This window comes from Streptomyces sp. NPDC104381 (assembly GCF_055583745.1).
The window spans coordinates 446279-469968 of record NZ_JBVJNK010000005.1; the positions used below are offsets into that span (position 1 = coordinate 446279).

The window sequence follows — 23690 nt, forward strand, 5'->3', positions numbered from 1 at the left end:
ACGGGCCATGTCTGAAGCACTGCGGCCCGTGGGGCGCACGCGCCTCTACGAACAGGTCATCGACCGCCTGCGCACCTACGCCACCGAGTCCGGCCTCACGTCCGGCGACCGTCTCCCACCCGAGCGCGAACTCGCCCAGCGCCTCGGCATCTCCCGCGCCTCGGTCAAACAGGGCATCGTCGTCCTCGAAGTGCAGGGCCTGGTCGAAGTACGCCACGGCGGCGGCACCTACCTCGTCGGCGACAGCCTCGACGTCGCCGAACCCGTCGAGCAGCTCGTCGAACGCCGGCGCCGGTTGCCCGACGTTCTCGAGGCACGCGAAGCCCTGGAGACCAAGCTCGCCGAACTCGCTGCGGAACGCCGTACGGACGAGGACCTTGCCGCGGTCCGCGCCGCCCTCGACTTCATGGCGCGGGAGATCGAGCGAGGCGAGCACGGCGTCGAAGGCGACCGTCGCTTCCACGCCGCCGTGACGGCAGCAGCCCACAGCACGCTCCTCGCGGAGTTCATGCGCTCGATCGCCGAGCAGATCACGGAGTCCCGCCACGAGTCACTGCGCCAACCGGGGCGCCCCTCCAAGTCGTTCGCGCAGCACATGGCCATCTTCGAGGCGATCGAAGCGGGCAACGGGCGGGGGGCCGCCGCGGCGATGCGCCGCCATGTGCGGACGGTCGCGAAGGTCCGGCTGCTCGACTGGGACCCGGAGAGCGGAGAAGGCTGACACGGCCCGTCCCGGCAACCGGCTCGCGGTCCGGTCCTGCCGTCGACCGACCAGGCCGCCCCTGACCGGGACAACCGGAACCCTCCGGGCGCCGGCTCGCTCCACGCCGAATGCCCGCTGCCGACGGTGACGGTGACGGGAGCGTCGGCTTCCCTCCGGGGCAGTGGCGGGTCCATCGGTCCAGCGCCTGCCAGCTGCCCGCTGCCAGCTGACTGCGCCGTGCGCCCCCGGCGCAGGTGGCCACGCGCGGCCCCGGGGTCTCCCGACAGCCCTATCGGTCCGGCTCCGCGGTCGCCTCCGGTGGTCGCCGTTCCGGTTGTGCCGGAGACTCGGCCCCGTGGACGTCCAGGGCGAGGACCAGGCCGGGCGGCGGTCGCGGTTCGGGTTCCCCTACCGGCCGCGCGGCCCGTTCCGGATCATCGTGTCGCGGCTCGTCCTCGCCTTCGGGCTCATCCTTCTCGGCACGGTGGTCGTCTACCTCGGCCGCAGCGGCTACCGCGACTCCACCGGACACCCACTCGGTCTACTGACGAGCTTCTACTACTCGGTCGTCACCCTGACCACGATCGGGTACGGGGACGTCGTCCCGGCCAGCGACTCGGCGCGGACCGTGAACACCCTGGTGATCACCCCCCTGCGCCTCGGCTTCCTGCTGGTCCTGGTCGGCACCACGATCAGCGCGCTGACAGAACGGACCCGGGCCGAATGGCGCGAGCAGACCTGGAGGAGCAAGGTGCGACAGCACGCCGTGGTGGTCGGCTACGGCACCCAGGGCCGGGCCGCGGTGGCCACCCTGCGGGCACGGGGCACACAGCCCCAGAAGATCGTGGTGGTCGACGTCGCCGCGTCCGCCGTCGGTGAGGCGAACAGGCACGGCCTCGTCGGCATCGTCGGCGACGGAACCCGCTCCGACGTGCTGGCACGGGCGGAGCTGGGCAAGGCGGGGCACGTGCTGATCGCCACCGCGAGCGACGACACCGCCGTCCTCGCGGCCCTGACCGCCCGCCGGATGAACGCCACCGCCGTCATCACCGCCTCCGTGTCCCACGCCGAGAACGTCGCCCTGCTGCGCGAAGGCGGCGCGGACAACGTCATCACATCCTCCGAGACAGCCGGACACCTGCTCGGCGTCGCATCGTTGACCCCTTCGGTCGGCACGGTGCTGGAGGAGCTGCTCTCCGCCGGACTCGGACTGGAGGTCGCCGAACGCTCCCCGGAACCGACGGAGGTCGGCCGTGATCCCCGACAGATCGCCGAGTCCGTGCTGGCCGTGGTCCGCGACGGCAAGCCCCTGCGGTACAGCGACTCCCGGATCGGCACCGTCCGCGCCGACGACCGCCTGGTCATCGCCCGCGAGACACCCGCGTCCCGCCGGCGGACGGCAGGTGACGAGGAGAAGGACTGAGCGAGGCTTCCGCGGCGTTACCGCGACGCGGGAGAGCGAACCGCTTCTGCTCCCGTACGCCCACAGCCTGCACGGGTCGACGGGCCGCCCCTTCCGGTCCGGCCCCTGAGGTCACGTACACCTTGGACGCCGGGACGGGCCTCACCGTCCGGCGGCGCGTCACCCGATAGGGCGAGTGCCGGCCCGTCGTGGTCGCCAACGTCCAGTTCACTTCGTCCTCAGGCCACCCGATTGCTTCGCACCACCGTCCTTTCGTCCGGAAAGGTGGTGGTGTGGCCAGGACGAGCCCACTCACGACGGAGGGAGCGACATGGCCCAGGGCTTTTCCAGGGAACCCGGAACCCACGGGCCGCTCACCGAGATCCCGGCGGAGGGCCAGCGGAAGATCACCCGCTGGGCGGCCGCGATCGCTCTGGGCGGCTTCCTGTTCGGCTTCGACACCGGGGTTGTGTCCGGCGCCCTGCTGTACATCAAGCAGGACTTCGACCTGAACTCCTTCGAGCAGGGCAGCGTGGTCAGCGTGCTGCTCATCGGCGCGGTGATCGGCGCCACCTCGGCCGGCCGGCTCTCCGACGGCCTCGGCCGGAGGAAGGCCCTCGGGCTGATCGGCGTGGTGTTCATCGTCGGTACGGCGATCGCGAGCACCGCGAACGGGTACCCCGTCCTCATGGTGGGCCGTATCATCCTCGGCCTCGCGGTCGGAGCGGCGTCGGCGACGGTTCCGGTCTACCTCTCCGAGATCTCACCGACGAAGATCCGCGGCCGGCTGCTCACGATGAACCAGCTGATGATCACCCTCGGCATCCTGATCGCGTACCTGGTCAACCTCGCCTTCTCCAGCAGCGAGATGTGGCGGGCCATGTTCGCCGTCGGTGCGGTCCCCGCCGCTCTCATGGTGGCCGCGACCCTGTGGTTCCTGCCCGAGTCGCCGCAGTGGCTCATCGCGCACGGCCAGGCGGAGAGGGCGCGCGAGGGGATCGCCTCGGTCGCCGACGAGGCCACGGCGGACGCCCTGATCGCCCGGGCCCAGCACCGGATCGCCGAGGACCGCGAGCAGCAGAAACGGGACGCCGAGTCCTCCGGGGGGACGGCCAAGAGGCTGCTCACGCCCGACCTGCGTCCGGCCCTCGTCGTCGGCCTCACCCTCGCCGCCGTACAGCAGTTCGGCGGGATCAACACGATCATCTACTACGCGCCGACCATCATCCAGCAGACCGGTCTGAACGCGTCGAACTCCATTTTCTACTCCGTGTTCATCGGCCTGATCAACCTGGTCATGACGCTCGTCGCGATCCGCCTCGTCGACCGGGCCGGCCGCCGTGTCATGGTGCTCGTCTCCCTGGCCCTCATGGCGGTGTCGATCTTCATGCTGGGGCTGGCGTTCGTGGTCGGCATGAACTCGGTGCTGACACTGCTGTTCATGGTCATCTACATCGCCGCCTACGCGGGCGGCCTCGGCCCGGTGTTCTGGACGCTGCTGGGCGAGATCTTCCCGCCGTCCGTCCGGGCGGAGGGATCGAGCGTGGCCACGGCGGTCAACTGGATCTCCAACTTCGTCGTCAGCCTCGCCTTCCTCCCCGTGGCTTCCGCCCTCGGCCAGGGGGAGACCTTCTGGATCTTCGCCGCGATCTGCGTGGCCGCGTTCTTCTTCGTCGGCCGCTATCTGCCCGAGACCAAGGGCCGTGACCCCGAACAGATCGAGGCGGCGCTGAATGCTCGGTTCGGGCGCGACCAGGGCCCGCCGGACAGCCCCTCGAAGGCGGCAGCCCACCGGAAAGGACGGTCGTGATGACCGAAACCCTCCTCAGCCCGACCGAGATGGAGCAGTCCGACGTCCTGGTGCTCTTCGGCATCTCCGGCGATCTGGCCAAGAAGATGCTGCTGCCCGCGCTGTACCGGCTCACCGAGTCCGGCAAGCTCACCGTGCCCGTCATCGGGGTGGCGGCCACCGACTGGGACGACGACGCCCTGCGTCGGCACGCGCGGGAGGCGGTCGCCGCCGAGGGCACGGACATCGACGAGGAAGTCTTCGCCCGGTTTGCGGCGAACCTGTCCATCGTCACCGGGGACTTCGCCGATGCCGCCACCTTCACCCGGCTGCGCGAGGCCGTGGCCGGGCGCGGCTTCGTGACGTACTACCTGGCGATCCCGCCGGCGCTGTTCACCGAGGTCGCCGGCTCGCTGGCCACCGGGCACCTGAACCGGAACGCCCGGCTGGTGGTGGAGAAGCCGTTCGGCCACGACCTCGACTCCGCGCGGAAGCTCCAGGACGACCTCTCCGCCCACTTCGACAACGCCCATCTGCTGCGCGTCGACCACTTCCTCGGCAACCGCGCGGTGGAGAGCCTGATGGTCTCCCGGTTCGCCAACACACTGCTCGCCCCGATCTGGCACCGCGCCTATGTGGACAACGTGCAGATCACCCTTGCCGAGGACTTCGACGTCGCCGACCGCGGCTCCTTCTACGACGCGGTGGGCTGTCTGCGCGACGTGGTCCAGAACCACATGCTCCAGGTCCTCGCCCTCCTCGTGATGGAACCGCCGAGCGCCACCAACGCCCAGGCACAGGGGCTGGAGAAGTGGCGGGCCCTGCACGCGACCCGCACCATGGACCCCGCCGCGACCGTTCGCGGCCAGTACGACGGCTACCGGGACGTCGAGGGCGTCGGGCCCGGCTCCACCACGGAAACCTACTTCGCGACCCGTATGTTCGTCGACAACTGGCGCTGGGCCGACGTCCCCTTCTACCTCCGCAGCGGCAAGGCGCTGGCCGTCTCCGCCACCGAGGTCGTCGTCGAACTGCGCAAGCCCCCGCTGGAACTCTTCGGCGGCGACGACATACAGACGCCGCCGAACATCATCCGCTTCCGCATCGACGGCGACACCGGCATCCGGGCGGACCTGATGCTCAACAAGCCCGAAAGCACCGACGGACCGCTGACCGTGCCCATCGGCGTCGACTTCGCGCAGGTGCTGGGGCGGCAGGAACTCCCGTACGAGAACATCCTGCACGGGGCCGTCGTCGGCGACCCCGAGTGCTTCGCCTTCTTCCCCACCGTCCTGGAGTGCTGGCGCATCGTGGGCCCGGTCCTCGACCCGGCGGAGCCGCCGCTGCCGTACGCGCCCGGAAGCTGGGGCCCGGAAGCCGGCGACCGCCTTCCCGGACTGCGGAACTGGCACGAGCTGCGCCCCCGACTGTTCGACGACGCCCACCCGACCGGGGAGCACGGTCCCGACGGCAACCCGCCCGGCTGAGCACCCCCGCCGCGAACCGACCCTGCCCGGGGCAGGGAGGGAGGGCCATGTACGAGGCGTGGTCGCGCGTCAAGGACAACCTGTGGCCGGTACTCCAGCAGTCCGGGGCGGCAGCGCTCTCCTGGTGGATCGCCGGGAACGTCTTCGACCACCACGTCCCCCTGTTCGCCCCGATCGCGACCCTCGTCGCCCTCAACACACCGGTGGGCGGGCGCGGCACCAACGCGGTACGGGTCATGTCCGGGGTCATCGCGGGTGTGCTCGTGGGGCAGGTGGCCTTCCGCTTTCTCGGCCACGGTGACGGAGCTGTCGGCGCCGCCGTGCTGTGCGCGCTCCTCGTCGCGCTCGTGATCGACGGGGAGCGCATCACGATGGCGCAGGCCGCCGTGGGCGCGGTGATCTCCGTCGCGGCGGGGCAGCGGGCCGGTATCGACCGCGTACAGGATGCCCTGCTCGGGGCGGGGGTCGCACTCGTGTTCAGCCAGGTCCTCTTCCCTCCACACCCGTTCACCCTGTTGAGGGGGGCCGAGAGCGCCACATTGAAGGGGCTGAGCCGTGCGCTGGAGCTGGTGGCCCGGACGCTCGACGCTTCGACCGATGAGCGGGAGGACCAGTCCTGGAGGGAACTGCGCCCGGTCTACACCTTGTTGAACGATCTCGGCGGTACCCGTGACGACGCGATCGCCGTCGCCCGCCGGACGCCGCGATGGCGCGGCCGGCGGGAGCACATCCAGCGGGAGATCTCCGCCACGCGCTACCTGGACCTGCTCGGCAACAGCTGCCTCACCCTCATCCGCGGCGCCACGCTCCTCGACCCCGGCCACAGAAAGGCACTCGCCGCCACGGTGCGGGGGCTGTCCGGGGTCCTGGACGCCCTGGCGGAGGCGCACGGAAGCCATGCCGTGTTCCAGCACGCCGCCCGGCGGACCCTCGACGTCGTCAGGGACGCCCCGGAACGCGGCTCCGCCGTGCCGGTCGCGGTGGGGGAGAGCGTACGGCTGGTCGCGGCGGACATCCTGGTCTTCGCGGGCGCCGACCCGGACGAGGCCGTGCGGGCGGTGCGCGACGGGTCCACCGAGATCGCCCTCGAACGCCGGGCGCATCCCGGGGGGTAGCCGGACCGGCACCGATGCGGACCGCCCGAGGGTGCGGCGTTCCCACCCGGGGACCGCTGCGGAAGAGTCCGTCGACGGCGTCGGTGGCGCGGCGGGATGCCCGGATGCTTGCGAGAGTGAGTAGGAGCGGGCCACGTCCGGACGCCCGGTGTCCGACGAGATCTGGAGGACTGCCGACCGTACGGACTCGCTGCCCGCACGGCGAGGCGGCGGGACCGACCGTGAGGCCCGGAACAGCTGGAGGTATCGATGCCGGACGCGGTGGTCATCGGCGCGGGGCCCAACGGCCTCGTCGCAGCGAATCTTCTCGCCGCTGCGGGGTGGAGCGTGGAGGTACTGGAGGCACAGCCCGAGCCGGGCGGCGCTGTCCGCAGCGACCGAGGCGTCCATCCCGACTACGTCAGCGATCTCTTCAGCGCCTTCTACCCGCTGGCCGCGGCCTCGCCGGTCCTCGACGGCCTGGACCTCCATCGGGAAGGGCTCCGATGGAGCCACGCCCCGCGCGTGCTGGCGCACCCGCTTCCGGACGGCCGGTGCGCGGTCCTCGAACGCGAGGCGGAGGAGACAGCGGCGGGGCTGGACACGTTCGCGGCGGGCGACGGGGCCGCCTGGCTCGATCTGTACGGGACGTGGAGCCGCCTGAGCCCCGACATCCTGCGGGCCCTGTTCACCCCCTTTCCGCCGGTGCGCTCCGCTCTCCGCCTCGCCGCCAGGCTCCGGGCCTCCGGCGGGCTCCGGATGGCGCGGACGATGGTGCTGCCCGTGCGTCGCCTCGGGGAGGAGGAGTTCCGCGGCGAAGGGGCCAGGCTCATCCTCGCGGGCAATGCGCTGCACGCGGACCTCGGCCCCGAGGCAGCGGGAAGCGGGGGATACGGATGGCTCATGTCCATGCTCGGACAGACCTACGGCTTTCCGGTGCCGGTAGGGGGAGCCGGAGCGCTCGTCGCGGCCCTGGTGCGCCGGCTGGAGCGGCACGGCGGTGTGGTCCGCTGCGGGGAGCGCGTGACCGAGGTCGTCGTACGCGGCGGACGCGCTGTGGGCGTGCGCACCGCGGGGGGTGAAGCCGTTCCGGTCTCCCGTGCGGTCCTCGCCGACGTCTCCGCGCCGGCGTTGTACGGCGAGCTGGTCGGCGCACGGCACCTGCCCGGCCGGACGCTGAGCGACCTGCGCCGGTTCCAGTGGGACTTCGCGACGTTCAAGGTCGACTGGGCGCTGAACGGTCCCGTGCCCTGGACCGCCGGGGCCGCGTCCACGGCGGGGACCGTCCATCTGGCCGACGGGGTCGACGGTCTCACCCGCTTCGCCGCCCAGATCGCGACGGGCCAGGTGCCCGACCGCCCCTTCCTCCTCTTCGGGCAGATGACCACCGCGGACGCCACGCGCTCACCTGCCGGCACGGAGTCGGCCTGGGCCTACACCCACGTCCCGCACCGGATCAAGGGGGACGCGGGCGAGGACGGCCTGACGGGGCGATGGGACCGGCGCGAGCAGGAAGCCATGGCCGACCGTGTGGAGGAGGAAGTCGAACGCTGGGCACCGGGGTTCCGCTCCCGCATCGCCTCCCGGCGTCCACTCGCGCCGCCCACCCTCGAGTCCATGGACGCCAACCTGTACGGCGGCGCGATCAACGGCGGGACCGCCGCCGCCCACCAGCAACTGGTCTTCCGCCCGACCGTCGGCACCGGGCGGCCCGAAACACCGGTGAAGGGCCTGTACCTCGCGTCGGCCTCGGCCCACCCGGGCGGCGGCGTGCACGGAGCCCCCGGCGCCAACGCCGCGCGTGCCGCGCTGCGCGGAAGGAGCGTGCGCGGGCTTCACGCACCGGCCGTGCCGTGGTCCGTCCGCTCGGGGCGGAACAGCGAATGACCCGATGCCTCCGAGCGCGCCGCAAGCCAGGGAGCCACCCTGGCGCCTGCACACGCCCTGTGATGCCCGCACTGCTTCAGGAGTCGTCGCGGTGCCGCTCCCGCCCGGGCGCGGGGGAGACCGTGCCTGGGGCCGCCGCACAGTCACTCTCCGACAGATGCCGGGCATCGACCCCGCCGGAACCGGGTCCTCCGGGATGCCCGTGTCACCTTCTCGGGGCCTTCACCCCTGTCGTTTTCGCCCCCCTGTACCGGGAAGCCGCACACCATGGACCATTCGAAAGCTCCCGTTCTGGACGCCTTGAAGGCGTACCGGGCGCAGCAGCAACTGCCGTTCACTCCGCCCGGTCACAAGCAGGGCCGGGGAGCCGACCCCAGGGTGCGGGCCGTGCTCGGAGATGCTGTGTTCGACGCGGACATGCTTGCCGTGTCGGGTCTGGACGACCGGACACAGTCGCAGAAGGTCCTGGAGCGGGCGGAAGACCTCATGGCCGACGCCGTCGGTGCCGAGCACACCTTCTTCTCCACCTGCGGCAGTTCACTGTCGGTGAAGGCCGCCATGCTGACCGTGGCCGGACCGCACGAAAAGCTCCTGGTCGGTCGCGACGCGCATAAATCGGTCATCTCCGGCCTGATCCTTGCCGGAATCCGTCCGGTCTGGGTCGACCCCCAGTGGGACCCCGATCTCCACCTCGCCCACCCCCCGGCCCCCGAGGCCTTCCGGTCGGCGTTCGAGCGGCACCCGGACGTACGAGGGGCGCTGATCACCAGCCCCACCCCGTACGGCACCTGCGCCGACATCGGAGCCATCGCGACGCTGTGCCACGAGCGAGGCGTACCGCTGATCGTGGACGAGGCATGGGGAGCGCACCTGCCCTTCCACCTCGAGCTGCCCACCTGGGCCATGGACGCCGGTGCGGACGTATGCGTCACCTCGGTCCACAAAATGGGCTCCGGGCTCGAACAAGGGTCGGTCTTCCACCTGCAGGGCGACCTGGTCGCCGCCTCGACCCTGGCCTCCCGCGCCGACCTCCTGGACACCACCAGCCCCTCGGTCCTCATCTATGCGGCCCTCGACGGCTGGCGCCGCCAGATGGTGGAACACGGCCGTCAACTTATGGGCGACGCGCTCTCCCGGGCCCGCCGTGTGCGCGAAGCCATCGAGGACATCGAGGGCCTGCACGTCAACGGCCGCGACGACTTCTGTGCGCCCGGGCGCGCCTTCGACCTGGACCCCCTCCAGATCTTCATCGACCTGAGCGGAGTGGACTTCAACGGGTACGACGCCGCCGACTGGATGCGCCGCAACCACCGCATCAACCTGCACACGTCCGACCACCGGCGCATCAACGCCCAGCTCACCCACGCCGACGACGACACGACGACCGCACGGCTCCTCGACGGCCTGCGTGACCTGGTGGCCCACGCCGACGAGCTGCCCCGCGCACCGGACATCCGCGTCCCGGACCCCGGCGACCTCCGTCTCCAGCAGGCCACTCTTCCGCGCGACGCCTTCTTCGGTGCCGTCGAGCAGGTCCCCGCCGATCAGGCGGTCGGCCGGGTCTGTGCCGAGATGCTCACGCCCTACCCGCCAGGGATCCCCGCCGCCCTCCCCGGCGAAGTGCTCGACCAGGCCGCAGTCGATTACCTGCGGAGCGGCGCCGAAGCGGGAATGCTCATTCCCGACGCCGTGGACGGCACCATCGGCACGATCCGTGTGTCCGTGCACGACGTCGGCGCCGACTGAGTGCGGGCAGACGTGGAGAGCGCTCCGTTTCGCGCGCCGACGTTCGTGGAACCGTAGCCAGCATGATCAGAACCATCGTGCGCGGCTGCGCCGCAGGGGCGGCCGGCACCACAGCGCTGAACGCCGTGACGTACGCGGACATGGCTGTGCGGGGCAGGCCGGCCAGCAGCGTCCCGGAGACCGTCGTCGACCGCATCACCACCCGCCTCGGGCACCCGCTCCCGGACACGGACGCCAGGGGCAGCCGGCTCACAGGGCTGGGGGCGTTGTCGGGCATCGCCGTCGGTGTCGGGACGGGCGCCGCCATGTCGCTGCTGAGCCGGGCCGGCGTACGGATGCCCGTGGGGTGGGGCGGTCTGCTCACCGGTGCGTTGGCGATGGCGCTCACCGACACGCCCATCGCCCGCCTCGGCGTCAGCGATCCCCGGACCTGGTCGGCGCGCGACTGGGCTTCCGACGCCGTCCCGCACGTCGTGTACGGCCTGGTCACCTACGGCATCGTCGCTTCCGTGGACCAGTAGCGGTGACGCCGTTCGCGGGGGCCGTGGTGGCAGGCGGGCGGTTCACTCGCTCACGGTGTCGTCGGCCTCCCCCTCCCAGCGAAGCAGGTCACCCGGCTGGCACCTGAGCACCTCGCAGAGCGCCGCGAGCGTCGTGAAGCGCACCGCTTTGGCGCGGCCGTTCTTGAGTACCGCCAGGTTGGCGGGCGTGATCCCCACGCGGTCGGCGAGTTCGCCCACGGACATCTTGCGCCGGGCCAGCATCACGTCGATGTCGACGACGATCGCCATCAGATGACCTCGTCCAACTCGGCCTGCATCTGCCCCGCTTCGATGTCCCGCGTCACCGCCTGGGCGAGCAGCTTCCGCAGCACGAGCACGATGAGCGCGACTCCCAGGATGGCGAGGCCGATGCCGCCCATGATGAGGGTGACTCCCGGGTCGTCCCGCTGACCTGGTGCGTTGATGGCCGTCACCGCGAACCACACGACAGCAGCCCCGACGATCGCGCCGATGATGACGTCCACGTACCGGAAGGCGGCGTGGGAGAACACGGTTCCGCGTCGCACCATCGTCACCAGCCGCCACACACAGACCAGCGCGACCTGGGCCGCCCCGATGCCCAGGATCGTGCACACGCGCAGCGGGGTCAGCGGCAGCGACCCGTCCTCCGGGTCGCTCCCACCGGCCAACACCCACACCATCAGAACCTGTACGAACACGGTGCCGGTGAGCACCACCACGAGCACGGCGCGCAGCGCGTACACGGTCAGTTTTCCCATGAACCGTCCTCCCATCGAACTACGATGGGAATCTATCGAATATCGATAGGTGAAGCAAGGTGGTCCTCACGTACGGTCTGTGGCATGACAGCAGAAGAGGTGAAGGCCCCCGAACCCCGGGTGCAGTTGGTCATCGGCATCGTCCGCCGGGACGACGAGATCCTGCTCGTACGGGAGGAGCTCGGCGCCGACGGCGAGATGCTCTGGTCGCTACCCGGTGGCGGGGTCGAGGACGGCGAGCTCCTGCACGAAGCTCTCCGGCGTGAGCTGCGGGAGGAGACCGGGCTGCTGGTCGGTGACCCGGTGCGGACCGCGTTCCTCATGCACATCGACTCCGAGCGGCACCCCTCGGCATTGGCCGCCGCCTTCGAGGTCGACGAGTGGGCGGGGGACCTCACGCCGCAGGACGACGACATCGAACAGGCCGCGTTCTTTCCCCTGCCCGACGCGCTGAAGCTGCTCGGCGAACTGGACAGCGCAACGCAGCGGGAACCCATCGTCGGCTATCTGACCGGAGCCATCGCGCCGGGGACCACCTGGCTGTACCGCGATCGGGGCGGGAAGGAGACGCTCGTCGCGCGCTGGTGACGCCCGACAGGGGCCACCGCTGCGCGGGTCGCGTCCTCGACGCCGGACCCGCCCGACGGATGGATCCTGCGTCAGTGGCACGCGGTGGCCCGGATCACGCCCGGTCGTGGAGTCAGATGCAGTGCGGTGTCTGGTTCGTCATCAGAAGCGGTCCTACCCCATAGGAGTTCGGTGTGTTCATAGCGGAAGAGGATGTTTTCGACCCCGAGGAGATGCTCAGCCTGTACGAATCGGTCGGCTGGGAGGGCTACACCCGCGACGTCGAAAAGCTCTGCCGCGGCCTGCTGAACTCGCACCTCGTCATCACGGCACGCGACGGTTCGGGAACGCTCCTCGGACTGGCCCGGACCATTTCCGACGACGAGCACATCTGTTACGTCCAGGACGTCGTGGTCGACCCCGCCCACCATCGGCAGGGCCTTGATCGAAGACCTCATGCCGCGCTATTCGCACTGCCGCTTCTTCCTGCTGTCCACGGACCACGAGTCGTCACCGGAGGGCAAGCGCAACCACGCGTTCTACCGGAGCCTGGGCTTCCTGTCCTACGAGGAGAAGGAGATGGCGGGCTTCGGACTGCCCAGGAACCGCCCGGATCTGCGTGGCCTGGCGCCATGACCGCAGGGCGTGGGTGACCTGAGCCGCCCTCAGGCCTGGTGGCAAGGGAGAGGCAGGCGGCGGACCTTCCGGTCCAGCCGCCTGCCTCACGTTGCGGGACGGGAGCTCAGCAGCTGAGACCGTCTCCGGGCTCCACGCCCAGGACCTGGGTGAAGCGCTGGTAGATGTCGATGCGACTCTGGACCTGCGCGGGGTTGCCGCCGTCGCACTCCAGGCTGCCGTTGATGGCACGGATGGTCTCGCCGAAGCCGGCGCTGTTGACCATGGCGTTGTGCGGCGTCATGGTGCCGGGTCCGCTCTGGGTGTTCCAGTACCACAGGCCCGTCTTCCAGGCGACGGACGCGTCGTTCTGGACCAGGTCGGGGTTGTTGAGGAGATCGATGCCCAGGGCGTCGCCCGCGCTCTTGTAGTTGAAGTTCCAGCTGAGCTGGATGGGCCCGCGCCCGTAGTACTTGTCGTTGCCCGCCGGGCAGCCGTACGGCTGGGTGGCGTCGCAGTAGTGCGGATAGTTGGCGGTGTTCTGTTCGACGACGTACACCAGCCCACCGGTTTCGTGGCTGACGTTGGCGAGGAAGGCGGCCGCCTCCTGCTTCTTCACCGTGTCACTGCCGGCATTGGTGAATTCCGGATAGGCGCTGAGCGCGTCGGTGAGGCCGCTGTAGGTGTAGAAGGAGTTCCTGTTCGGGAACATCTCGTCGAACTGCGCCTCGGAGAGTACGAACTCGGCGGCGGTGGACCGCGCGTCCGTCTTCTGGGCGAGTGCTGTCGGAGCGAGGATCAGGGTGCAGAGCGTGGCGGCCGCGCCGGTGGTGGCCAGTAGTGCGAGTGTGCGGGACTTCACGAGGTCGACTCCTGCTGGACGAAGGTGAAGGCGAAGGGGGACGGGGTGGGAGGCCGGAGGGCTCGGCGAGACGCGCCCTCCGACCGCCGGGTGCGCCCGGCGGGCCCGGATCGGGGCCACCGGACTCACCCGGCCCACTCCACTCGGGGTGTCAGCCGCCGACGTTGACGTCGATGCAGGCGTAGAACGCGTTGTCGGTGTCGGCCACGTTCCACACGGCGAGCACCTTCTGCTTCCCGGTGATGCCGCCGAAGTCGACCTCGTGGTTCACCACGGCGCCCGGCTTGGCGCCGCCGTCGTCGAACAGGGCGATCTGCTGTCCGCCGACGTAGTACTCCCAGGTGCTGGTGGAGTGCTGGGCGGTGAGCTTCCAGGAGAACGTCGCGTTCTTCGGGACCGAGGTGACGGCCCAGCCCTTGCTGTCGTCGTCCAGCTCCGCGAAGCGGCTGTTCCCGCCGCTGCAGCTGGTCAGGCCCTTGGGCCCTTCCACGCTCTGCGGCTCGTAGGTGATGTCCCCGCAGGACACCGTCCCCGCCGCGCACTGGGCCTGCCGGCTGGGCGGATCCGAGATGTAGCCGTGGGCGCTCGCCGAACCGGCGGGCAGGCTGATCGCGATGACGGGGGCCAGGGCCGCACCGATCAGCGCTGCCGTCTTCCTACTGGCGTGCATACGTACTCCTTCACATCAGGCCGCCCGGGCGGGTGCGGTCATATGTGGGGGTGACCGCACGTGCCGGATGCGGCCTCTGGGTGGGGGCCAAGAGGCGCGAAGGTCACGCGCACTCACCGGCCTCGTCGGCGCACGGAGAAGCCGACAGGGCCGAACTCCGCAAGCGGAGCGGTGAGTTCTGTTGGCCTAGACCATACAAGCGGACGTGTTCGTGTCAAGCATGTGTCGCGGTCTCGCTTGTGGACGTCGGCCGGCCCGGCGAGGCGCCGGGGCGTGTCCGGGAAGGCCGGGGCGGCGCCGTTGCCGCTTCAGTCGACCGGCCCGCCGGCATTGCGGATCAGCCGCTGGAGCACCCTCAGCGTGATGACGTAGTCCGCGTCGTCGATGCCCTCGTGGAGGGCGGCACGGATCGCGGGAGCGTTGCGGGCGAGGTCGACACGGGCCCGTTCCCCTTCCTCGGTGAGCCACAGCCTGTCCTCGGCGTCCCGGGCCAGCCAGCCGCGCTTCAGGAGGTCTTCGGCCTCCGCCGCCAGATCGTCCTCGGGCCTGATGTAGGAGGCCATCGCCTTCCGTAGCTCGGCCAGGGTCATCCCCTCGCCGTCGGGGGAGATGTCGTTCGCGGACAGATTGCGCAGCAGCCAGAACTGGGGCTGGGTGTAGCCCTTGTCGGCCTGCCGGGCGCGGGTGTACGCGATCAGTGCCTCGTAGGCGACCCCGGTCCAGTAGGCGGCGGGCTGTCCGGTGAGTTCGGCGTCGGAGGTCTGCTGGGGCGTCGTCATGGGGTGGCCTCTCCCGGTGCTTCGGCGTAGGGCCCGCACGGTGTGCGGTCATGCCGAGAACGTAGGACCTCAAGTGTGGTTGAGGGCAAGTGGGCAAGGGCCGCGCCGGCCCCCGGCCCGGACGACTCTTCACCCGTACGACCCATGCGCCCGCCCGCCGGACACCCCGCACCCGCTCGCGAACGCCGGTGATTTCACCGATGGCGGGGGAGCCGCGCCCCCCGACTCTTGTCGGGTCAGGCACCCGCATCCCCGTCAGGAGTGCTCCATGCGTCGTTCCCCCCGCCGGCTTTTCGGCGCCCTCGCCGCCGTCACCGTCGCGTTCACCCTGTTCTCCTCGGCACCGACGGCAGGCGCCGCCCAGACCGCCGCTCCCGCGGCACGCGCCGCCGCCGCTCAGCCGCTGTCGACCAGCACACCGGTCGTCTTCGTCCACGGGTACACCGGCAACGCCTCCAACTGGGTCACCGCCAGAAGCGTCTTCCAGCTCAACGGCTGGTCCAGCTCCAACCTCTTCGCGTACGAGTACAACTCCTACGGGAACAACATCACCAACGCCCAGGGCCTGGCCACCTTCGTCAACGACGTCAAGTCCAGGACGGGCGCGAGCAAGGTCGCGATCGTCAACCACTCGATGGGCGGCCTCGTCAGCCAGTACTACCTGAAGGTGCTGGGCGGCAACACCAACGTCAGCCATCTCGCGTCGATCGCGGGCGCGAACCACGGCACGACGTACGCCGGCGCCTGCTTGATCTACACGACCTGCCAGCAGATGTATCCCGGCTCCTCGTTCATCGCGCAGATCACCGCGGGGGACGAGACGCCCGGCGACACCAAGTACGCGACCTGGTACTCGGCCTGCGACGGCGTCATCCTCCCGTACACCAGCACCAAGCTCAGCGGAGCGACGAACAACAATGTGGCCTGCCAGACGCACATCGGGTACCTGGCGGACACGATCGTGCTGGCCCAGATCGCGCGCTTCGTCGCGTCCTGACCCGTCGTACGCCGATCCGCGCACACCCCCGCCCCGGCATCCGTGACACCGGGGTGGGGGTGCCGTGCGCTCGGGTGGGTGTTCCCGGCCCGGCCGTCAGCCGCCCCGCGCCCAGGGTCGAAGCTTCTCGGGATTGCGGACCGCCCAGATCCGGGTCACCCGGCCGTCGGCGACGTCGAACGAGGCCACGGTCAGGACGACGCCGGCGCGCCGCGCCACCAGGCCCGGCGCACCGCTGACCGTCCGTTCCAGGAGTTCGAGCCCCGGAGCCCTGTCGGCGATGGCGACCATGTACGGGGCGATGCGTGCGGCGCCCCCGATGGGGCGCAGGGCGGCACCGGCCAGTCCACCCCCGTCGGCAGTCATCACGGCGGCCGGGTCGAGGAGGTCGACCAGGGCCGCGATGTCCTTCGACTCCCACGCCTCCTTCACCTGCCGCACCGCCTCCGCCTGCCCCGCGGCCGTCACCGGAGGGCGCGCGGCGCCCACCCGCCGCCGGGCGGAGGCCGCCAGCTGCTTGCAGGCCCCGGGTGTACGGCCGAGGACTCCGGCGATCTCCGCGAAGGGGTAACGGAACACGTCGTGCAGGACGAACGCCACCCGCTCGGCGGGCGTCATCGACTCCAGGACGACGAGGAAGGCCATGGTCACCGACTCGTCCAGGACCATCTGGTCGGCGGGGTCGGAGCCCTGGCCGTGCGTCCACTCGGAGTGGTCGGGGAGGGGGTCGGGCAGCCACGCGCCGACATAGCGTTCACGCCGGGCCCGGGCCGAGCCGAGCACGTCCAGGCAGATACGACCGGTCACCGTCGTCAGCCACGCGCCGGGGGACACGATCTCGGCCTGCCTGCGCGGCGGCAGTGCGTACCAGCGCGCGTAGGCCTCCTGCACGGCGTCCTCGGACTCGGCGAGCGAGCCGAGCAACCGATAGGCCACATTCATCAGTTGACGCCGCTCACCGGCGATCTCCTCGGTACTCGCTTCGGTCGTCCCCATGCTTCTGCCCCCCGGCCTTACCTTTCGCAGCCCCGCGTCGTCGGGCTGGTGAGACCTTATCGACCTACTGCCTCCGGGCGGGAAAAGGGGAACGTGGCATGGCGACACAGGCGACGGCACAGCACCGCTTCTCGTTTCTGCAGATCGCGCTCACCCTGCAGACCCTGACCATCTTCCTTCAGGCGGTCTCCGCCGGACTGCTGCTGACCTCGTCCTACGGGGAGACCCTGCACAGTGTCGGAGCCCGCGTGATGTACGCGGCGGCGATGCTGTACGTCCTCGCGGCGGTGCTCGCGTGGAAGCCGGGCGGCGGCTCGCCCCGGCCCATCGGGTACGCCTCCGGCTTCCTCGTCCTCGCCTCGGTCCAGGTCGTGCTCGGCATCGCGCACGTACCGTCGGTCCATCTCCCCCTGGGAGTCCTGATGTTCGGCCTGAGCCTGCTGGCGCTGGCGCGGCGGCCGTGAACCGGGGCGCGTGCCAGGAGGAGGGGTTCGGTGCTGTCGCCCCGGCCCCCACCGCCGACCGGCCTCGGCGGCCGCGCTCCGCCGAGGGCCGTCCCGTAGCCTGCACTCCGTGATCGACTCATATGCGGGCCTGGACGACGCAGAGATCGCGGTGGCCGCGGCGCGCGCCGGGGCGGAGGTGGTGCGCGACGGATACGGACGGCGGCACCGCCGCATCGAGAAGGGCGCCGGTGACTTCGCCACCGACGTCGATGTGGCCGCCGAGGAGGCGATCCTGGGCGTCATCCGTGCCGCGCGGCCCGAGGACGCGGTGCGCGGCGAGGAGGGCGGACAGCGGGGCTCGGCCGACGCGGCGCGCCGGTGGCTGGTGGACCCCCTGTGCGGCACGCTCAACTACTCCGTCGGCACCATGCTGGTGGCCGTGAACGTGGCCCTGACCGACGGCCCGGCGGCGGTCGCCGACCCCTTCAGCGGCGAGGTCTTCTTCACCCGCGACGGGGCCGCCCGGGTCCGGGGCGAAGGGGGAGATGCGCCGCTGGCGCCGACGGCAGCCACCGGACTGGTGGACGTGAACCTCGATCCGCCCTTCCCCGGCGCGCCGGCGTTCAGGGCGGTGGACCTGCTCGCCCACCCCCGGTTCGCCGAACGGTTCCGGCCGCGGGTCGTCTCCTCGTCGCTGGCGCTGGCCTGGGTCGCTGCCGGCAGGCGCGCCGCGTACGTCACCGATGGCAACGGCCTCGGCGGGAGCGTGCACTTCGCGGCCGGCATCGCTCTGTGCAGGGCCGCCGGCTGTGTCGTCACCGGAGTCGACGGCGCCCCGGTCGGGGAGTCGGGGCGTGGGCTGGTGGCGGCAGCGGACGCCGAGACCCACGGTGCCCTGCTGTCGATGATCCGTCGGCGGGGCCAGGGCATGTCCTGAAAGCAGCGCCCGCCGGGGCGACGGGAGCCCCTCACCTCTCCGCGCGCCGCTCTGCGCGGCGGAACCTACGGTTTGTGCGTCACCCACAGCAGTTCCGCCGGCCAGCGGTGTGCCCAGTCGGGTGGGTCGGTCTCGTTGTAGCCGTTGGGCGTTCCGGGTTCGGGCCGCGGCTCGACGAGGTCGTCGATGAGGAGACCCGCCCCGCGCAGGACCTTGACCCAGCCGCCGTAGGTGAGCTGATAACTGGTCGCGCCCTCGCCTTCGGCGATGGCGCTCAGCCCGAAGTAGTCCTGCCGCAGCGTCGTGGTCACGCGGCCGGCGGCTTCGTCGTAGCACGCTTCGAACCACGGGCTCGCGACGTTGAACACCAGGCGCCCGCCTGGGCGCAGGACGCGTGCGGCCTGCGGGACGGCCAGGTGCGGGGGCGCCCAGCTGAGTCCGCCGAAGTCGCAGAACACCAGGTCGAAGCTGTCTGCGGCGAAGGGGAGCCGCTCGGCGGCGCCTTGCACCAGCGAGTAGCGGGCCGCTCCCATCGAACCGGCCGCTGCCGCGAGTTGGGCTTCGGACAGGTCGATCCCGACCACGGTGGCGCCCTCGGAGGCGAGCGCCCTGGACCACTGGCCGGCGCCGCAGCCCAGTTCGAGGACGCGCTTGCCGTTGACGTCACCCAGGGCGTGCAGGCGCGCGTCCGGGATGGAGTACATGCCCCAGAGCCGGGGAGCGGCGCCGATCTGGGGGTCGTGCTCGTGCTGGTAGGTGCTGCTGATCCGGTTCCAGAGCCGCCGGTTGGCGGGGATGCTGTCCACGCGCCGACTCCAGCACGCCTGCCGGGGGTGGTCAACACGATCAGGGCACCGGGATCCCTCGGCTCGGCCGGTCCGTCGGCGGGGACGCCGGCCGTGGGCGTTCCCGCCGACGGCCGGCGTGTGCGGACTCAGTCGACGTAGACCTCGGCGCGGTCGACGCTCACGAAGGACGCCTGGGACTGGCCGTTGTGCTGACCGGTGACGCGCACGCGGAGTGTGTGCGCGCCGTATCCGAGCCGTGGGCTCCTGTACTGCACCGCCTCGCCCACCCGGATGGCACCGTGCAGGTCCACCGTCTGCTCGGCTCCGCCGTCGATGCTGATGGCCGCGTACCCGTTGCCCGTGTCCTTGACGGACAGCAGGGCGATGCGCGTACCGGTGAAGGTGAACGTGGCCGTGGCTCCGGCGGCGTCGCTCCAGTGGTCGTCGCCCCAGAAGCACTGGGTCGCGCAGCCCGTACCGGAGTTCCAGGCACCGCTGTAGGTCACGCCGCCCGCTCCGCTGGAGCGGCCGTCGTCGTTGATCCAGTAGTTGCCCGAACCGGGGTCGCCGGAGGGGAGGTCCTGGGTGGCGCCGAGGGCGAGCGGGCGGCCGAAGTCGGGGGTGCCGTCCGCGCGCCAGGTGAACTTCTGCGCACGGGTGGTGCGGTTGCTGTAGGTGTTCACCGACGTGGTCTTGGCGTGGTAGACGATCCAGTCCTCGGTGCCGTCCGGTGAGGTGAAGAACGCGTGGTGGCCGGGGCCGAACACACCGCGGTCGTCGGCACGTGAGAACACCGCGTCGGGGTGCTGGTACCAGGCGCCCGGCACGAGCGGGTCGGCGTCCGTCGGGAGCGACATCATGCGGACCTGGTAGTCGGGCTTGCCGGTGTCGCACGCGGAGTACGTCATCCACACGCGGCCGTTGCGGTACAGGAACTCCGGCCCCTCACGCACCTCCGGGCACCCGCCGGCCGCGTCGATGGGCACGGCGTTGCCGGAGACGGTGTACGGGTTGGACATCGGGGCGATGTTCAGGCCGTTGTGCTGGTACTGGTTGATCCCGCTGTAGGCGAGGTAGAGACGGCCGTTCAGCTGGAGGATGCCCGCGTCGATGGCGAACTCGTCGGCGTGGTTGGGCGGGGCGAGCTTCGCCTTGAAGTGGTACGGGCCGGTGGGGTCGTCGCGCTCCGACTCCAGGACGTACAGACGGTGGTGGTCGTCCACTCCGTCGTCCGCCGTGTAGTACAGGTACCAGCGGTCGCCGAAGCGGTAGAACTCCGGAGCCCAGATGTTGCGGTTGCGGGAGGCGTCGGTGTCGGTCCACACGGTGACGGGGTCGGCGGCGGCGAGGGTGCCGAGGGAGGGCGAACGCCACATCCTGATGCTGTCGCCCTGAGTGGTGGTGAGGTAGTAGTTCCCGTTCCAGTGGGTCATGAACGGGTCGGGCCCCGTGTTGAGCGGGTTGCGGAACGTCCCCGCCGCGGCGGCCGGAAGCGGTGACGCCGAAGCCGCGGGTGTTGCCGCGGCCGGGGCCGCGCCGGCGGGAAGCAGACCCAGGACCAGCCCGAGGAGCGCGACGAGAAGGGGGAGGACGTGTCTTGCCGGGTGTCGGTGTGACTGCGGGGGCATGAGGTTTCCTTCCGGGGCTGGACCCGTTGGGGCTGGGGGGACCACACGCGCGTTTACATCGATGTAATGACGGGGCGCCACGTTAAGGACGGGCCGTCGCCGTGTCAATGCCTGTCACAGGCGGCCACGCGATGAGGTCGCCCTCGACGGCGGGGCCCTACGCCGCCGCCACCCTCCTCGAAGGCTTGAGAGGGACCTGACATCACGGGTGGAACCTGCGGCCCATAGGCTGACGCGCATGTCTGTCACGTTGAGCCCCAGCAAGACCCGCGCCGCACTCCGCGTCTCGGCCCGCGTCTCGGGCGAGTTGCTCCTGGTCCTTGCCATGGCCGTCGTGGCCGTGTGGGCACTCGGTCGGATGTGGTCGGTCGTCTGGCCGCTCGTGGTCGGCCTGCTGCTCACGACCCTGACCTGGCCCCTCGCGCGCTACCTCCGTCGGCGCGGATGGCCCCCGGCCCTCGCGGCCTCGGCCGTCACGGTGCTGTTCCTCGTGCTCGCCATGGGGGTCGTGGCGCTGATCGCGGTGCCGGTCGCCTCCCAGTCCGGGGAACTCGCCGACGGTGTGGTCGGCGGCATCCAGAAGGTGCGCGAGTGGGCCTCCGGGCCGCCGCTCAACGTCAGCGACGACCAGATCACCGGCGCCTTCGACTCCGCGACCGCCCGCATCCAGGACAGTCTCGGCAGTATGGTCACCACGGTCGTCACCGGCGTCAGCACCGTGGTCAACGGGGTGGTCACCGCCGTGCTGGCCGTCTTCCTGATGTTCTTCATGCTCAAGGACGGCCCCCGGTTCCTGCCGTGGCTCGCGCGTCAGCTGCCCGGCAGGTTCGCCACCGACGTTCCGGCCGTGGCGGAGCGCGGCTGGGAGACGCTGGGCGGATTCGTGCGCTCCCAGGCCTACGTCGGTCTGCTCGACGCGGTCCTCATCGGCCTCGGCCTGTGGATCGTGGGAGTGCCGCTGGTGCTCCCGCTGGCCGTGCTGACCTTCGTCTCCGCCTTCGTGCCGATCGTCGGAGCCCTGTTCGCCGGCTTCGTCGCCGTACTCATCGCCCTGGTGTCCAACGGACCGACCGACGCGCTCATCGTGCTGGCGATCATCGTCGTGGTGCAGCAGCTGGAGGGCAATGTGTTCCAGCCCATGATCCAGAGTCGCGGGCTCGGCCTGCACGCCGCCGTGGTCCTGCTCGCCGTGACACTGGGCGGCAGCCTGGCCGGCATCGTGGGCAGCCTGCTCGCCGTACCGGCCGCGGCGCTGGTCGCGGTGGTCTGGAACTATCTGCGCGAACAGCTCAGCGAGCCGGCGGAGGAGCCGGAGACGAGCGACGCCGGATCGGCGGCCTGAGCACTGTCCCGCCTTCTCCACCAAACGGCCTGGGGGCCCGGCTCCGGACACGTGCTCCCGGGTCGTTCCGCCGGCCGGAACGACCCGGGAGCCCTACGTGGTCAGGGCTGTCCGCCGCGCTCCAGAGGGATCTTCTCGCCCGTCTCGATCGCGACCGGCAGCCGGTTCTCCGTCGGGGGCAGCGGGCAGGTCGCCAGATCCGTGTAGGCGCACGGAAGGTTCGCGGCGCGGTTGAAATCGATGGTCACCCTGCCCTCGGCGTCGGGAGCCGCGATCGGCAGGGACCGGTTCGCGGCGTAGGTGGTCACCCCTGAGGTCGCGTCGGTGAACAGCACCGTCAGGCTTCCGGCGGCCCTGCCGTTGAAGGCCGTGAGCCGGTGAACCGCACCGTCCAGCTCGAACTCGACCTGGCCGGGGGAGTCGTAGACGTGCTCCAGGCCCTCGACCGCCGCGCCGACGGTCACCGCGCGCGGCGCGTCGAAGGGGACGAAGCGGCCGGGGCGCACCCAGCGGGGGTCGGGCGCGTACGTGGGGGTGCGGGTGAACGCGGTGCGCAGGGCGTTCCCCGGGTGGCGGGGGCGCAGGATGTCGTGTCCGCCCCGCTTGGCGACCTCGATCACCGCGTCGCCGAATCCCGGGTACAGGCTCTCCCTCTCCCCGATGACGCCGAAGTCGTACCGGCCGCGCACCGCCACACCGTCCACGGTGAGTTCCTCGCCCTCCGCCAGTTCGACCACCACTCCCTCGGGCGTCGTCGACCAGGCTCCGGGGGCGTCCTCGAAGCGGGTGGGTTCGGCGTTCAGCCAGTGCAGGCTCGTGATGGCGAGAAAACCGTGCGGTCCGGCGAGCACCGCCTCGTGCTCCTGGTGCCACTGCTCCCAGTCCTTGACGAAATCCGACCGGTCGACGCCGGCGTCCTGGACAGTCATGTCAGCTCCTTCGTGTGGTGTGCAGGTGGATACGTGGCCGGGACCGGGCCGCCCGCCCGTTCCGGACGGGTCAGAGATCCTTGCCGTAACAGACGCTGAACGGGTCGGTGTCGTAGGGCGGGTAGCAGGGGATCCGGCGCCAGCCCTGCCGTTCGTAGAGCCCCATGGCCTCCGGCTGCAGCTTTCCGGTCTGGAGGGAGAGCCGGCGCACGCCGAGCGCCCGCGCGCTGGCCCCGACGGCGTCGAGCGCCGCCCTGGCCAGGCCGCGTCCCCTGTGCTCGTCATGCACGTAGACGCGCTTGACCTCGTAGAGGTCCTCGCGGTCCCGCCGGGTGAGCAGTCTCAGGGACGCCGTCGCCAGCGGCCGCCCGGCCTCGTACGCGAGCCAGGTGACGACGATCTCCCCGGCGGTCGGCGGCCCGGGGCGACGGCCCGCGCGCTGTGCGTCGAAGGGCGCGTAGCGGGGCCGGAGTTCGGCGTCCATCCGGTTGCGCAGGGCCAGCGCGTCCGGGTGGTCCCAGCCCGCCGCGACCCACCGCACGGTGGGCCCACGCGACGGCAGGACGTCCGTGTCGAGGGGCCGCTCCGCGTTCACCGGGCACCGCGGACGGGTGCGGGCGCCGCGCCGGTGGCACGGCTGCGCCGCACCGGCGGCGTGCAACCGAGGACATCGGCCGGGGATGCGTGGACGTCCAATGCAGCGTGCTCCTTGCGTCGAGACGGTCTCTGCCGCGGACCCGGGTG

General features: G+C 71.0%; 24 protein-coding genes and 1 pseudogene. 15 read left to right on the forward strand and 10 right to left on the reverse strand.

Annotated features, from left to right (window positions below):
• Positions 1 to 7: 7 nt before the first annotated feature.
• From ACZ607_RS19740 to ACZ607_RS19775, 8 genes are all read left to right on the forward strand, one after another.
• Positions 8 to 721, forward strand: a complete 714-nt coding sequence (locus ACZ607_RS19740) for a FadR/GntR family transcriptional regulator (protein WP_469736211.1) — start codon at positions 8 to 10, stop codon at positions 719 to 721.
• A 337-nt stretch (positions 722 to 1058) separates the two neighbouring features.
• On the forward strand, positions 1059 to 2126 hold the full coding sequence (locus ACZ607_RS19745; protein ID WP_469736213.1) for a potassium channel family protein: 1068 nt from the start codon (positions 1059 to 1061) through the stop codon (positions 2124 to 2126).
• A 310-nt stretch (positions 2127 to 2436) separates the two neighbouring features.
• Entirely contained in the window at positions 2437 to 3915 is a 1479-nt protein-coding gene (locus tag ACZ607_RS19750) for a sugar porter family MFS transporter (RefSeq protein ID WP_469736214.1), read from the forward strand.
• A complete protein-coding gene (zwf, locus tag ACZ607_RS19755; protein ID WP_469736215.1) occupies positions 3915 to 5381 on the forward strand; it encodes a glucose-6-phosphate dehydrogenase in 1467 nt (488 codons plus the stop codon). Before ACZ607_RS19750 ends, zwf begins: the two co-directional genes overlap by 1 nt.
• A 47-nt stretch (positions 5382 to 5428) precedes the next feature.
• Positions 5429 to 6496 (forward strand): FUSC family protein, encoded by a 1068-nt coding sequence (locus ACZ607_RS19760; RefSeq protein ID WP_469736216.1) that lies wholly within the window; start codon positions 5429 to 5431, stop codon positions 6494 to 6496.
• A 249-nt stretch (positions 6497 to 6745) separates the two neighbouring features.
• Positions 6746 to 8362 (forward strand): phytoene desaturase family protein, encoded by a 1617-nt coding sequence (locus ACZ607_RS19765; protein ID WP_469736217.1) that lies wholly within the window; start codon positions 6746 to 6748, stop codon positions 8360 to 8362.
• A gap of 267 nt (positions 8363 to 8629) precedes the next feature.
• Positions 8630 to 10108 (forward strand): aminotransferase class I/II-fold pyridoxal phosphate-dependent enzyme, encoded by a 1479-nt coding sequence (locus ACZ607_RS19770; RefSeq protein WP_469736218.1) that lies wholly within the window; start codon positions 8630 to 8632, stop codon positions 10106 to 10108.
• A gap of 62 nt (positions 10109 to 10170) precedes the next feature.
• Complete coding sequence (locus tag ACZ607_RS19775; protein WP_469736220.1) at positions 10171 to 10629, forward strand: hypothetical protein; 459 nt, start codon at positions 10171 to 10173, stop codon at positions 10627 to 10629.
• 42 nt (positions 10630 to 10671) lie between these two features.
• Here ACZ607_RS19775 and ACZ607_RS19780 read toward each other — a convergent pair whose 3' ends face one another.
• Both ACZ607_RS19780 and ACZ607_RS19785 read right to left on the reverse strand, forming a co-directional pair.
• Complete coding sequence (locus ACZ607_RS19780) at positions 10672 to 10899, reverse strand: helix-turn-helix domain-containing protein (RefSeq protein ID WP_469736222.1); 228 nt, start codon at positions 10897 to 10899, stop codon at positions 10672 to 10674.
• Positions 10899 to 11390 (reverse strand): DUF2975 domain-containing protein, encoded by a 492-nt coding sequence (locus ACZ607_RS19785; RefSeq protein WP_469736224.1) that lies wholly within the window; start codon positions 11388 to 11390, stop codon positions 10899 to 10901. The genes ACZ607_RS19780 and ACZ607_RS19785 overlap by 1 nt, the downstream gene beginning before the upstream one ends.
• An 84-nt stretch (positions 11391 to 11474) precedes the next feature.
• On the opposite strand from ACZ607_RS19785, the gene ACZ607_RS19790 reads away from it, so the two are divergent.
• From ACZ607_RS19790 to ACZ607_RS19800, 3 genes and pseudogenes are all read left to right on the forward strand, one after another.
• Positions 11475 to 11978 carry an NUDIX hydrolase gene (locus tag ACZ607_RS19790; protein ID WP_469736226.1) on the forward strand — a complete coding sequence of 168 codons (504 nt, stop codon included), beginning with the start codon at positions 11475 to 11477 and terminating at the stop codon, positions 11976 to 11978.
• Between the two features lie 212 nt (positions 11979 to 12190).
• Positions 12191 to 12340 (forward strand): annotated as a pseudogene (locus ACZ607_RS19795) (GNAT family N-acetyltransferase); the annotation flags it as partial.
• Positions 12341 to 12413: 73 nt separating this feature from the next.
• Positions 12414 to 12593: a hypothetical protein gene (locus ACZ607_RS19800; RefSeq protein ID WP_469736660.1), complete on the forward strand. Its 180-nt coding sequence runs from the start codon at positions 12414 to 12416 to the stop codon at positions 12591 to 12593.
• A 106-nt stretch (positions 12594 to 12699) separates the two neighbouring features.
• On the opposite strand, the gene ACZ607_RS19805 is transcribed toward ACZ607_RS19800, so the two are convergent.
• The 3 genes from ACZ607_RS19805 to ACZ607_RS19815 all read right to left on the reverse strand — a co-directional run bounded on the left by ACZ607_RS19805 (position 12700) and on the right by ACZ607_RS19815 (position 14883).
• The gene (locus ACZ607_RS19805; protein ID WP_469736228.1) at positions 12700 to 13434 is read right to left on the reverse strand and encodes a chitinase; all 735 of its coding nucleotides are present in this window, start codon (positions 13432 to 13434) and stop codon (positions 12700 to 12702) included.
• 151 nt (positions 13435 to 13585) lie between these two features.
• Entirely contained in the window at positions 13586 to 14104 is a 519-nt protein-coding gene (locus tag ACZ607_RS19810; protein ID WP_469736230.1) for a lytic polysaccharide monooxygenase auxiliary activity family 9 protein, read from the reverse strand.
• A gap of 308 nt (positions 14105 to 14412) precedes the next feature.
• On the reverse strand, positions 14413 to 14883 hold the full coding sequence (locus ACZ607_RS19815) for a MarR family transcriptional regulator (RefSeq protein ID WP_469736232.1): 471 nt from the start codon (positions 14881 to 14883) through the stop codon (positions 14413 to 14415).
• Between the two features lie 268 nt (positions 14884 to 15151).
• On the opposite strand from ACZ607_RS19815, the gene ACZ607_RS19820 reads away from it, so the two are divergent.
• Positions 15152 to 15880, forward strand: a complete 729-nt coding sequence (locus ACZ607_RS19820) for an esterase/lipase family protein (protein WP_469736234.1) — start codon at positions 15152 to 15154, stop codon at positions 15878 to 15880.
• Positions 15881 to 15976: 96 nt separating this feature from the next.
• On the opposite strand, the gene sigJ is transcribed toward ACZ607_RS19820, so the two are convergent.
• Entirely contained in the window at positions 15977 to 16876 is a 900-nt protein-coding gene (gene sigJ, locus ACZ607_RS19825) for an RNA polymerase sigma factor SigJ (RefSeq protein WP_469736236.1), read from the reverse strand.
• A 98-nt stretch (positions 16877 to 16974) separates the two neighbouring features.
• On the opposite strand from sigJ, the gene ACZ607_RS19830 reads away from it, so the two are divergent.
• Entirely contained in the window at positions 16975 to 17340 is a 366-nt protein-coding gene (locus tag ACZ607_RS19830) for a hypothetical protein (protein ID WP_469736238.1), read from the forward strand.
• 109 nt (positions 17341 to 17449) lie between these two features.
• The gene (locus ACZ607_RS19835; protein WP_469736240.1) at positions 17450 to 18259 is read left to right on the forward strand and encodes an inositol monophosphatase family protein; all 810 of its coding nucleotides are present in this window, start codon (positions 17450 to 17452) and stop codon (positions 18257 to 18259) included.
• A gap of 65 nt (positions 18260 to 18324) precedes the next feature.
• Here the strand turns inward: ACZ607_RS19835 and ACZ607_RS19840 are convergent, their stop codons facing one another.
• Positions 18325 to 19065 carry a class I SAM-dependent methyltransferase gene (locus tag ACZ607_RS19840; protein ID WP_469736242.1) on the reverse strand — a complete coding sequence of 247 codons (741 nt, stop codon included), beginning with the start codon at positions 19063 to 19065 and terminating at the stop codon, positions 18325 to 18327.
• A 128-nt stretch (positions 19066 to 19193) separates the two neighbouring features.
• The gene (locus ACZ607_RS19845) at positions 19194 to 20675 is read right to left on the reverse strand and encodes a glycoside hydrolase family 43 protein (protein WP_469736244.1); all 1482 of its coding nucleotides are present in this window, start codon (positions 20673 to 20675) and stop codon (positions 19194 to 19196) included.
• 238 nt (positions 20676 to 20913) lie between these two features.
• Here ACZ607_RS19845 and ACZ607_RS19850 point away from each other — a divergent pair, with 238 nt between their 5' ends.
• Entirely contained in the window at positions 20914 to 22017 is a 1104-nt protein-coding gene (locus tag ACZ607_RS19850) for an AI-2E family transporter (RefSeq protein ID WP_469736246.1), read from the forward strand.
• A 101-nt stretch (positions 22018 to 22118) separates the two neighbouring features.
• Here ACZ607_RS19850 and ACZ607_RS19855 read toward each other — a convergent pair whose 3' ends face one another.
• Together ACZ607_RS19855 and ACZ607_RS19860 are read right to left on the reverse strand one after the other, a co-directional pair.
• Positions 22119 to 22946, reverse strand: coding sequence for a DUF1684 domain-containing protein (locus ACZ607_RS19855; protein WP_469736248.1), 828 nt, complete (start codon positions 22944 to 22946; stop codon positions 22119 to 22121).
• Between the two features lie 70 nt (positions 22947 to 23016).
• Positions 23017 to 23541: a GNAT family N-acetyltransferase gene (locus tag ACZ607_RS19860; RefSeq protein WP_469736250.1), complete on the reverse strand. Its 525-nt coding sequence runs from the start codon at positions 23539 to 23541 to the stop codon at positions 23017 to 23019.
• Positions 23542 to 23690: the final 149 nt, after the last annotated feature.